The sequence below is a fragment of the Archangium violaceum Cb vi76 genome (assembly GCF_000733295.1).
GTDB classification, from domain to species: domain Bacteria; phylum Myxococcota; class Myxococcia; order Myxococcales; family Myxococcaceae; genus Archangium; species Archangium violaceum.
In genome coordinates this window covers 87886-99149 of sequence record NZ_JPMI01000322.1, presented here as the reverse complement: position 1 = coordinate 99149, position 11264 = coordinate 87886, and the positions used below count along the sequence as shown (strand labels likewise).

Annotated in this window: 10 protein-coding genes; 3 read left to right on the top strand and 7 right to left on the bottom strand. The window is 68.0% G+C overall.

Annotated features, from left to right (window positions below):
* Positions 1-119: 119 nt before the first annotated feature.
* A complete protein-coding gene (locus Q664_RS43775) occupies positions 120-1940 on the bottom strand; it encodes an Hsp70 family protein (protein ID WP_043410679.1) in 1821 nt (606 codons plus the stop codon).
* A gap of 160 nt (positions 1941-2100) precedes the next feature.
* Here Q664_RS43775 and atpH point away from each other — a divergent pair, with 160 nt between their 5' ends.
* The 3 genes from atpH (at position 2101) to atpA (ending at position 5973) form a co-directional block, all read left to right on the top strand.
* Positions 2101-2646 carry an ATP synthase F1 subunit delta gene (gene atpH / locus Q664_RS43770; protein ID WP_043410676.1) on the top strand — a complete coding sequence of 182 codons (546 nt, stop codon included), beginning with the start codon at positions 2101-2103 and terminating at the stop codon, positions 2644-2646.
* Between the two features lie 171 nt (positions 2647-2817).
* Positions 2818-4260 carry a sensor histidine kinase gene (locus Q664_RS43765; RefSeq protein ID WP_235217105.1) on the top strand — a complete coding sequence of 481 codons (1443 nt, stop codon included), beginning with the start codon at positions 2818-2820 and terminating at the stop codon, positions 4258-4260.
* A 165-nt stretch (positions 4261-4425) separates the two neighbouring features.
* On the top strand, positions 4426-5973 hold the full coding sequence (atpA, locus tag Q664_RS43760) for a F0F1 ATP synthase subunit alpha (protein WP_043410673.1): 1548 nt from the start codon (positions 4426-4428) through the stop codon (positions 5971-5973).
* 124 nt (positions 5974-6097) lie between these two features.
* On the opposite strand, the gene Q664_RS43755 is transcribed toward atpA, so the two are convergent.
* The 6 genes from Q664_RS43755 to Q664_RS43730 form a co-directional block, all read right to left on the bottom strand.
* Entirely contained in the window at positions 6098-6424 is a 327-nt protein-coding gene (locus Q664_RS43755) for a hypothetical protein (protein WP_043410671.1), read from the bottom strand.
* A gap of 5 nt (positions 6425-6429) precedes the next feature.
* Complete coding sequence (locus tag Q664_RS43750; protein WP_152622678.1) at positions 6430-7395, bottom strand: hypothetical protein; 966 nt, start codon at positions 7393-7395, stop codon at positions 6430-6432.
* A gap of 39 nt (positions 7396-7434) precedes the next feature.
* A complete protein-coding gene (locus Q664_RS43745; RefSeq protein WP_043410667.1) occupies positions 7435-7944 on the bottom strand; it encodes a hypothetical protein in 510 nt (169 codons plus the stop codon).
* Between the two features lie 48 nt (positions 7945-7992).
* On the bottom strand, positions 7993-8742 hold the full coding sequence (locus Q664_RS53535) for a hypothetical protein (protein WP_052519434.1): 750 nt from the start codon (positions 8740-8742) through the stop codon (positions 7993-7995).
* Positions 8743-8753: 11 nt separating this feature from the next.
* A complete protein-coding gene (locus Q664_RS43735) occupies positions 8754-9887 on the bottom strand; it encodes an AAA family ATPase (protein WP_043410665.1) in 1134 nt (377 codons plus the stop codon).
* 153 nt (positions 9888-10040) lie between these two features.
* The gene (locus tag Q664_RS43730) at positions 10041-10892 is read right to left on the bottom strand and encodes an HAD family hydrolase (protein WP_043410663.1); all 852 of its coding nucleotides are present in this window, start codon (positions 10890-10892) and stop codon (positions 10041-10043) included.
* Positions 10893-11264 lie beyond the last annotated feature (372 nt).

The window sequence follows — 11264 nt, the reverse complement described above, 5'->3', positions numbered from 1 at the left end:
GNGNGGTATCCAGGCCCGTTCTCCAATCCATGGCCCCCAGTGTGGGCAGGGGGTTCAACCCGGGATGCGTGGCACCCTCACCCCGTCCCTCTCCCGGTGGGAGAGGGGAAATAAAGGGCTCAATCCCGGCGGCCGGAGAGCAACTGGGTGAGCTGGCGCGCCACCTGGGCGCACTGCTCGGCGTCGCGGCCCTCCAGGGCCGAGTAGCCGGTGGCCAGCAGCGAGCGCACGTTGATCATCGCCGCGTCCGCCTCGTCACTGGGATTCTCCTCGGCGGAGCGCTGCAGCAGCTTCGCCAGCTTCTCGCCGCGCTCCAGCAGCTTGCGGAACGTCTCCTCCGTCTTCTTCGCGTCCGCCTGTGCCTGCCGCTGCGCGTACGCGGCCTGCTCCTTCACGAGCCGCTCGGCCTCCTGGCCCGGCAGGTGGGGACGGGCCTCCAGCTTCACCGCCTCGCTCAGCCCCGACTTCAGGTCGGTGGCGCGCACCGACAGCGTGCCCTCGTTGGACAGCTCGAACGTCACCTCCAGCGGCGTGTCCGAGCGCGAGGCGCCCTGGAGGTTGCGCAGCACCACCTCGCCCAGCTTGCGGTTCTCGTCCTGCATCTCGCTCTCGCCCTGGAAGATGGGGATGCGAGCCTCCGTCTGTCCGTGACGGCCCGGGTGGAAGACGTCCTTGGCCACCACCGGCACCGAGCTGTTCCGGGGAATGAGGTGCTTCACCCTCCCGCCCATCACGCCCACGCCCAGCGAGTTGCCCACCACGTCCAGCAGCAGCGCCGCGCCCGACTGCCGCGCCAGCTCGTCCGCGTGGATGGCCGCGCCCAGCGCCACCGCCTCGTCCGGGTTGACCTCCGTGGAGGGCGACCTGCCGAAGAAGTCCGTCACCAGCCGGCGAATCAACGGCACGCGCGTCATGCCGCCCACCAGCAGCACCGTGTCCACCGCGTGCGGGTCCATCCCCGCTTCCTTCATCACCGACTCGCACACCGCGATGCAGCGCTTGGACAGCGGCTCACACAGCTGCTCGAAGAAGTTCCGCGTCAGCGCCGTCTCCAGGCCCGTCAGCTTGCGCGCCGGCTGGGTGTGGTCTCCCAACCCGTCCAGGGAGATGAGCGTCTCCTCGTACTCCGTCAGCTCGCGCTTGGCCTGCTCGGCGGCCACCTTCAGCTTGTGCATGGACACCACGTCCCGGTGCACCAGCTCGCGGTGGTTGTCGTCCACCTGCGCCAGCAGCCATTCCACAATCTTGAGGTCGAAGTCCTCGCCGCCCAGCGCCGGGTCTCCTCCGGTGGCCTTCACCTCGTAGACGCCGTCTGTAATCTCCAGGACGGTGACATCGAAGGTGCCGCCGCCCAGGTCGAACACGAGCGCATGGCCCTGGAAGCCACGCGACAGCCCGTAGGCGAGCGCCGCGGCGGTGGGCTCGTTGATGAGGCGGATGGCGTCCAGCCCGGCGATGGTGGCCGCCTCGCGGGTGGCCTGGCGCTGGCTGTCATCGAAGTTGGCGGGGACGGTGATGACGCATTTGCTCACCCCGCGCCCGAAGAAGGCCTCGGCGTCCAGCTTGAGCTCCCCCAGAATCATCGCCGACACCTGGGTGACGGGCACGGTGCGCCCGGCCATCTTCACGCGCACGTCTCCGGTGTTGCCGCCCGCCAACTGGTAGGGCACCACCGCTTTGGCCTGCTGGACCAGCTCCGGGGTGAAGCGCCGCCCGATGAAGCGCTTGGTGGCCCACACCACGCAGTCGGGGTGCTCGTTGGCGAGCTCCTGGGCCTTGGTGCCCACCACGCGCTCGGCCAGCTTGGGGGTGAGTCCCACCACGGAGGGGGTCAGCCGGCCTCCCGAGCGTGACGGGACGATGCGGGGCCGGCCCTCCTCCACGGAGGCCACGGCGCTGTTGGTGGTGCCCAGATCGATGCCGATGACGGGGTCGCGCATTGAAGGAAGTCCATGATACGCCGGAGATGCGCGGTCCCGGAGTCCCTCCGTGGACCCCCCCCGGCGGGTACAGCCCCAGGGGAACTTATTGGAGACCCCGTAAGGGGAACACGGCCCGGCGTTGCCCCCGGCCGGGGGGCGTGCTAAGGGCCGCCGCGCCATGGTGAACGTGTCAATCGCCCGCCGTTACGCCCGCGCGCTCCTCGACGTCGCCACTGAAGCTGGCCGCGCCGATGCCGTGTCGGAGCAGCTCACTTCCGTCTCCAGCGCCGTCGGTCAAAACCGCGAGCTGGCGGACGTGCTGTTCAACCCGGCCTACACCCGCGAGCAGCGCGCCCGCGTGGTGGAGTCGCTCCTCAAGGCGCTCGGCCAGGTGGAGCCCGTGCTGGCCAACAGCATGCGGCTGCTGGTGGACCGCAACCGGCTCGGTTACCTGCCGGACATCGCCCGCCTCTACCGGGACATGGTGGACGCCCAGGCCGGCCGCGTGCGCGGCCACGTCACCAGCGCCGTCCCCCTGTCCAACGACACCCTCCAGTCGCTGGCCGGCACCCTCAAGCAGCTCACCCAGCGCAACGTGGTGCTGGAAGCCCGCGTGGACCCCTCCGTCCTCGGTGGTGTCGCCGCCCAGGTGGGCAGCACCCTCTATGACGGCACCCTGCGCACCCAGCTCGAGCAGCTTCGCCGCGAGCTCAAGCAGCGCTAGCCGTCTCGCTCGCTGGACTCCCGAGGAAGCCGAGTTGTCGGCTCCTCCCCACTTCCCGGCAAGCCCGGTATTCCCAGCGGCCCAGGGAAAGGCTATGGTGTGACCACACGGGTCCAGCCCGTGTCCTCCACCATGGCGCAGCCCGTCCTCCACCGCTCTCATGCCGCCCCTATGGCCCCTTCTTTTTCCGAGGAGGCCCAGCAGTGCTTCGGGGCGCTACTCCATGCGTCGGGTATCGGACTGGCCTTCCTCGACAAGGAGCTGCGCTTCCGTTTCGTCAGCACCGCGCTGATGACCCTGAGCGGGCTGCCCGGCAGCGCGTACGAGGGCCGCTCCGTGGGCGAGGTCTGGCCCGGGATGACGAAGGAGCTGACGCCCCTGCTCCAGCGCGCCCTGGCCGGCGAGCAGGTAGCGGGCGCGCGGGTGTCGGGCCAGCCGGGCTTCACCTCGAATACCCACGTGCGGCACTTCCGGGTCACCGTGCTCCCGGCCTCCTCGGGCGGACTGCGCTCGGGCGTGGGGCTGATGATGGAGGACGAGACGGAGCGCGTGGAGCGGGAGCAGGCGCTGCGCGAGAGCGAGGAGCGGCTGCGCGGCCTCGTCACCGTCTCGTGTGACGGCTACTTCCTGCATGACGCGGGCATCGTCCTGGACGTGAGCCCCGCGCTGGCCAACCTCTTCGGGAGCCCGCCGGAGGAGATGGTGGGCCAGCCTTTGGCGCGCTGGGTGGCGCCCGAGTCCCGCGAGGCGGTGCAGCGGGCCGTGTCCCGGCAGGTGGAGTCCCCGTACGAGCTGACGGGGCTGCGCGCCGACGGCAAGCGCCTCTTCCTGGAGGTGCTGGGACGGCCGGTGGAGTTCTGCGGACGCAGCGTGCGGATGACGGCCGTGTGGGACATCAGCGCGCGCAAGGCCGCAGAGGAAGCCGCCGCCCGGGCCGACACCTTCCGCGAGCAATTGCTGGGCGTGGTGGGCCATGATCTCCGCACCCCCCTCTACGCCATCCAGCTCAGCGTGGGCGCGCTCCAGCGCGGCGGTGGGCTGAGCGAGACCCAGGCCCGTCAGGTGACGCACGTGTCCACGGCGGCGCGGCGCATGGAGCGGATGATCCACGAGCTGCTGGATTTCACGCGGGCGCGGCTGGCCGGGGGGATTCCGGTGAAGCCGACGCCGCTGTCGCTCGACAAGCTGCTGGAGCGGGTGGTGGAGGAGTTCCAGGTGTCGCACCCCACGCGGCTCATCGTCTGCAAGACGGAGGGGGACATGCGGGGAAGCTGGGACGAGTCGAGGCTCGGCCAGCTGCTGGACAACCTGGTGGGCAACGCCGTGCAGCACAGTCCCGAGGACACGCCAGTGGAAGTGAAGGTGGTGGGGGGGCCGGACGGCGTCACCCTGACGGTGCGCAACGAGGGGCCGCCAGTGCCGCTGGAGGAGCGGGCGACCTTGTTCGAGCCCTTCAAGCGGGGCAAGCGCGCCAGTGGCGACGGGTTGGGACTGGGCCTCTACATCGCCCGGCAGATCGTGGTGGCCCTTGGGGGCCGCATCTCGGTGGAGTCCGGAGTGGGGCTGGGCACGCGTTTCATCGTGTGGCTGCCCCGGCACGCCCCGGGCTCCTGAGAGGCAAGCTCCCTCCCCTCCAGTGTCGCTTACAGCGCCGATGACAACCGGTGCCCCAGAGGGCCCTTGCGCGTTGCGGTGGGGGGGTACGCGTGGTAAGGGGGCCCCGCCATATAGGTTTCTCTGGCGGCATTCCCACCGGCCGCCCCTGTGCAAGGACGCAAGATGGAAATCCGCGCCGACGAGATCAGCAGAATCATCCGCGAGCAGATCAAGGACTACGGCAAGAAGGTCACCGTCGCCGAGACCGGGACCGTGCTCTCCGTGGGCGACGGTATCGCCCGTGTCTACGGCCTCGAGGGTGTGCTGTCGGGCGAGCTGGTGGAGTTCTCCAACGGGGTGAAGGGCCTGGTGCTCAACCTCGAGGAGGACAACGTCGGTATCGCCATCATGGGTGACTTCAAGGACATCCGCGAGGGTGACCTGGTCAAGCGCACCTCGCAGATCGCCTCCGTGCCCGTGGGCAAGGGACTGCTGGGCCGCGTGGTGAGCCCCCTGGGCGAGCCGCTGGATGGCAAGGGTCCCATCACGTCCACCGAGACGCGCCGCCTGGAGGTGAAGGCGCCCGGTATCGTGAAGCGCAAGAGCGTGCACGAGCCCCTGCAGACGGGCATCAAGGCCCTGGACGCGCTGGTTCCGATCGGCCGCGGTCAGCGCGAGCTCATCATCGGTGACCGCCAGACGGGCAAGACGGCGGTGGCCATCGACGCCATCATCAACCAGAAGGGCCTGAACGTTTACTGCGTGTACGTGGCCATCGGCCAGAAGCAGTCCACGGTGGCCCAGGTGGTGGAGAAGCTGACGCGCGCGGGCGCCATGGAGTACACGGTGGTGGTGACGGCGAACGCCTCGGACCCCGCGCCGATGCAGTTCTTCGCCCCGTACGCCGGCGTGGCCATCGGCGAGTACTTCCGCGACAACAAGCAGCACGCGCTCATCGTGTACGACGACCTGTCCAAGCAGGCCGTGGCGTACCGTCAGCTGTCGCTGCTGCTGCGCCGTCCGCCGGGCCGCGAGGCGTACCCGGGCGACGTGTTCTTCATCCACAGCCGCCTGCTGGAGCGCGCCGCCAAGCTGTCCGACGAGGAGGGCGCCGGCTCGCTGACCGCGCTCCCCATCATCGAGACGCAGGCCGGTGACGTGTCCGCCTACATCCCGACGAACGTCATCTCCATCACCGACGGGCAGATCTTCCTCGAGACGGACCTGTTCTTCGCCGGTGTGCGTCCCGCCATCAACGTGGGCCTCTCGGTGTCGCGCGTGGGCTCGGCGGCGCAGATCAAGGCCATGAAGCAGGTGGCCGGTACGCTGAAGCTGGACCTGGCGCAGTACCGCGAGCTGGCGGCGTTCGCGCAGTTCGGCTCGGACCTCGACAAGGCGACGCAGGAGACGCTGGCGCGCGGCGCCCGCCTGGTGGAGGTGCTGAAGCAGGGCCAGTACGAGCCGATGCCGGTCGAGAAGCAGGTGATGCAGCTGTACGCCGCCACCAACCGCGAGGACGCGAACAAGCGCGGGTGGATCCGTCAGGTGCCGGTGTCCGACGTGGTGCGCTGGATGCGCGAGTTCATCGAGTTCGCGGATGGCCGCTACCCGCAGGTCGCCAAGGACATCGCGGCCAAGCGCGAGCTGACGGCGGACATCAAGACGGCGCTGAACAAGTGCATCGCCGAGTTCAACGAGATGTTCCAGCCGACGGCGGGCGCGAAGATCTGATCCACGCCCCGAGCTGAAGCCTCACGAGGCCCCGCGCTCCGAAAGGAACGCGGGGCTTCGTGTTTCAATATCCCCTCGCCCCCCGGGAGAGGGTCGGGGTGAGGGTGCCACGTACCCCGGGTTGCTACGAGACAACCCGTTTCGCGATCCCGAGCGCCTTGTCCAGGTACCCGGCGAGCTCGGTCAACCGGGCCACGGCCTGGGTGACCTTGTTCAGCTCATCGGCGGCCTCGGTGAGGGCGTGGTTGGTGTTGTGCATGGCGTCGGTGGCCTGCTTGAACTCGGCGGCGTCGGCGTCGAAGCGGGCGCCGAGCAGTTGCATGAGCAGCTCGCGCAGACGCTTGCCATGAGCCAGGTACTGGGCACGGGTCTCGGCGGGCAGGGCACCACTCATCGACAACTCGAAGCTGCGCTCGACGATGCGGGTCAACGTCTGGGTGTCGAAGAGCATGGGGCTTACTCCTTCTTGGGAGGCTCGCTGATGCGCTGGACGGCGGCGGCGGCGGTCTGAACACGGCCCTGGAAGGACTGCATGGCGGCGGAGAGCTCCTCGAAGGACTCCACCTTGCGCTCGGAGCGGGCGAAGAGGAGGAGGGCCTCGTGGGCATCGCGCAGGGCGCGGGCCATCTCCACGGGCTGGGCCACCACGAGGGCCTCGTAGGTATCGGAGGCGCGGCGGATGTCGTCGAGCACGGCGCGGCGCTCGGCGAGGGAGAGCTTCTCGCGGTTCAGGTTGTAGAACATGACCCGGGAGGCGAGGGCCTGCTTCGCCCCGGTGAGACGCTGGGGCCCGAGCACCTCCACGAGGTCCGATTCCAACAGGTCGAGGATGGCGTTCACCTGGGGTGCGCCCTGCTCGATGCCCTTCTGGAGGGCCGCGGCCTGCCGGGCTTCCAGGAAGAGCGAGGTGGCCACGCCCACGAGCGTCGTCACCGGCTCCACGTACCGGCTGGCCGAGGCGTCTCCCCTGCCCGCCAGCGACTCCATCTGCTTGCCCAGGGTACCGAGCTGCGTGCCCAGGGCCTGGGAGCCCTCGGACAGCTTGCCGGGGTTCTCCGCGCCAGCGAGGGTGGCCAGCCGCTCGGCGTAGACGCCGAGCAGGGCGATGGCATCCATGCGGGCCTGGATGGACTCGGGGGAGAAGAGCTTGCCCACCAGGGGCGTGGGCCTCCCCGCGGCGTCACTGGCGAACACCTCCAGGGAGGTGTCATACAAACGCTCGTCGAGATAGAGGTCACGCTCGAAGCGGTTGAGCTCCGAGTAGTACCGGCCGAGCGCGGTACTGGCCTCGGTGCTGCCCTCCTGGAAACGGGCCACGGGCTCGCGGAAGCTGCCCGGTGTCTTGCAGCCCGCAGGCAGCACCAGTGCGAGCGCCAGCGATACACCCGCCAGGGTCCACGCCCCTCCTCGCATCCCTCTCATGGGCTCCTCCTCCGTCAGTGTGGAGTCGACCCCTCCAGCCTACTGCTTCTTGATGACAGCAGTGCCCTCCGTCCCCTCTTCCCAGGAGGGGGCGGGGACCAGAACGGTGTCCGGTGAACGCGGCGGGGGCGGCTTCTCTCGGGCAGCCTCGCGCTCGGCCTGGACCTCGGGCGGAGGGGGCACATCCGTGTAGACGGCGAAGCGCACGTCGTAGGAGCGGATGACCTGCTTGCCAAAACCCCGCTCGAAGGGACGGGAGAGCAGGACGACGTCCGCGCCGGCCGTGCACGCCGTCTGGCGCAGCGCCTCCTTGCGCCCCCCCTGCCCCATCCACTGGTTGCCGTCGAGGGCCAGCGTGCCCAGCACCTCGTAGGGACGCGAGGGCTCCGAGGGCTCGACGTCCGCCTCGAAGACATCGAACTCACAATCCGGCGGCTTGGAGGGCCACTTCTTGAACTGGGAGGGCTCGCGCTTCTCCCCCGGCGTGGCGCAGGCGCTCGCGAAAACACCCACGAGAAGAACGAGGCACGGCTTCTGGACGACGCGCATCAATCGACTCCCCTCGCACGTGTGTGGAGGCGGGCCATTCTAGACAAGTTACTCCTCCGCAGCCGATGCGCCCGGGGACTGCTCCACGGGCAGGCCCTCCAGGGGCGCAGCACCTGGCTGGGCCTTCACATTGCTTGTGTCCAGCTGGGCGATAAAGAGCGCGAGACTCGGATTCTTGTCACGAACGGCGTACAGCCGCTTGCGCTTCGCGTACTCGCGAGCGACCTCCTGATACGCCTTCACATTCTTCGTTTCACTCTTGTGTCCCGCGGCAGAGAGCGGTGGCTTGTTGCGCCTGATGCGCTCGCGATTGCAGGCATCCAGGCAACCCGTGGTCTTCGTCGCCCGATTGTCCTCATACAAGAGGGGCAGCAACCAACACTCGATTCCGTGTACGGCGACGGCGAAGAGGAAGCGGTGGCCATGTGCCCTCAAGAACTCGTCTCCGATGATTCCCTTGAATTTTTCGGTGACGCGCATGACGAGCTCCGCCACCTCGAGTTCCCGGCCACCTTCACGGTGGGGGACGTCGTAGCCCTTCTGCTCGGACACGTCGGTGTCGATCTGCACCACCAGGTAGTCGTTGAACTGCAGAGCGCGCCGGTGCTCGCCAAGCTCGAAGAACTTCAACACCAGGCCCCAGCCACCGGGAGCGGGGTCCCTCGTCTCGCCAGTCTTGTCGAGCGGCGGCTGCACGTAGTTGACGATTGGCTCTTCATCGCCGAAGTATCCGAGCAGGATGTTATCGACGACGATCTGGTCGGTGACTCCTTCTCCGACGATGCCGAAGCTGGGCACGTGTCACCTCGTCAGAAGTTCTTGGGCAGCCCACCGATGTAGCCACGCATGAACGCTTCCGAGAGCTTCATGGGTGGCTCCCCCTCGACGGGCCTGGGCGGCGAGACACGACGTGCCTTGGTGTGCCCGTCCTTGTTCCGGGCGATGACGAACAAGCGCTGCTCGCTATCGGTGAGATCGATACCGTCGAGCACGGCGGGGTTGTGCGTGGTGAGAATCACCTGCTTCTCATACTTCTTGGCGAGCCCCGTGAGTTCTTGGATGAGGGTGGCGCAGAGTTTGGGGTTGAAGGACGCGTCGACGTTGTCGATGGCGAAGAAACGGGGCGTGTCCGGGCTGATGAAGAGAGTGAGGTAGAACAGGAGGAAGAGGAAACCTTCGTTGGCACTGCGCTGATCGAAGAGGGCACCTTCGGCCAGATAGCGATCGCGAATGCGAATGCTTCGCTCGCCGGGCGCGAGAGCAGCAGGGAAGTCCAGACGCTCGAACCAGTCGATCAGCGCGAGCTTGTCCATGACCTCGGCGAGACGAGCGTGGGAACTGGTATTCAGCGCCTTGAGATGAGCGAAGAGTCCTTCGCCCTTGATTCCAAGCGGCAAGATCTGACCTTCGGCTTGGAATACGCGCAGATATGAATTCTCAGGAGAGAAAACAATGAAGTCTGGCAATCCAGAATAGGTAGAAAGCGCCACCCTCTCCAACGCCGCGCGCAGTGGAGGTGAGAAGTCGGGGGGCATTTCCCCCACGATCCTTCTAATGACCTCATCAGCATGATGCCGCATCGGCCCGGAAAAATTCAGGGTGAGTTCATCCTGCCATCGCGCATATGCCGATGTCTCATCGGCCCGAAGGCGATGTTTAAGCTCGACACCGTCGTCTATCTGTACGCTGATGGTGATGTCACGCGGCGCTCCCTCTTCAGCGAAAGCCGCCCGCATGAACACCGGCTCGGTGACGCGAATGCCCCGCGATGCCAGGAACTCGTTGTCGAGCTTGTTCTGCGCCGCAGCCGATTGGAGTGCAATCGCTTCGAGAATGTTGCTCTTGCCGCTGCCATTCGCGCCGATGAACGTGTTGACCCGTCCGAGTTGCAGGTTGAGTTCCTGGATGGACTTGAAGTTCTCGATCGAGACTTCGCGAATCATGGGTGCGCTGGCCTCGTCATCGGTTCGTTATGGTGCGCTCCGGGCGCAAGCTAGCCCTTCGCTTCCAGCGGCAGCAAGCTCCACCTCCGCTGGAATGAAGAAGCGCGCCCCCTCGCCCTCGCAAGGGAGCACCGACGAACACAGTGCACCGCCTCAGCCGCGCAGGCGCGGGAGGATGGCGCGCAGGCTCGGATCCATGCCGCCGCGCGAGCCGAGCGCGGTGATGGCCCGGCGCTCGTACTCGAGCGTGTTGGCGCGCTGCACCAGCTGCACGTGGGCGCCGAGCGCCGCGGGCATCGCCAGGTCCAGCTCGTAGATGTCGCCGGCCACCAGCGTCGTCTCCGGCGAGGTGTCCGTCTCGTTCCAGATGCGGCGCAGCGCATCGTAGTAGCGGCCCCGCCGCAGGTGGACGGGACGCACCAGCGCCTCCACCTGCATCGTCTCCGGCACGGCGCCAAAGATGGCGTCCTCGGCGGAGGCCGGCTCGATGAGGAACTTGCGCGCATCCCCCGAGACCCGCAGCCGCTCGCGGCCGCGCGGGGCCAGCTTCGTCAGCTTCGCCTCCACCGTGGCCGTGTGCGCGTTGGTGACCACGTGCACCGGCAGCCCCGTGTCCAGCAACGCCTCCAGCACCTCCTTCGCCTCGGGCTTGAAGGCCATGCCCACCTGCGCGTACGCCTCGCGGTAGAGCGTGTCCAACAGCGCCGCGCGCTGGGCCTTGTCCTGCATCACCCCGAGCCGGTCACACAGCCGCCGCGCCACGAAGTTGGCCAGCAGGTACGGGTCCGCCGTGGCCGGCGCCACGATGCGGCCTCCCACCTCCCAGCCGTGCTCCTCGTTGCTGGCCAGCACCCCGGCCTCCACGTCCGCCCACCCCGCCTCCATCACGTCCCGGCCGAGCTCCTCGGACAGGCGCCGACGGAAGTGCTGGACGAAGGGCGCGCCTTCCGCCGCCGCGTCGGTGAACGTCCCGTCGAAATCCAGCACCACACATCGAATCGCCATCGTCCTGGGCCCCTCTCTGTCGCAGGAGGTAGGAAATAGGCTCCCGCCCCCCCCGGAATCAAGCCGGAGCGCGTCAGCCCGGAGGTGGAACCACTGGTGGCGCGGGCGTGTCAGACCCTCCGTGTAGAAGGAAATCGCGGTCGGCGGAGGAACCGTGGGCCCTGGCGCCGGGGAGACGCTGGGGCCCACGGGGATGTCAGACCCTCCGAGTACAACCGAAAGTGTCGGCGCGAGGTAGGCGCCGCAAGCTCCGGCGGTCCCCTGGGAAGGCCACCGGTGCATTCATGCAGTAGGGCTGCACTTCCGCCTGGCACCTCATGGGTGCGGGGGCGGCGGGGGCGGCGCGTCCGGTTCCCCTCCCCGGGCGCGCCG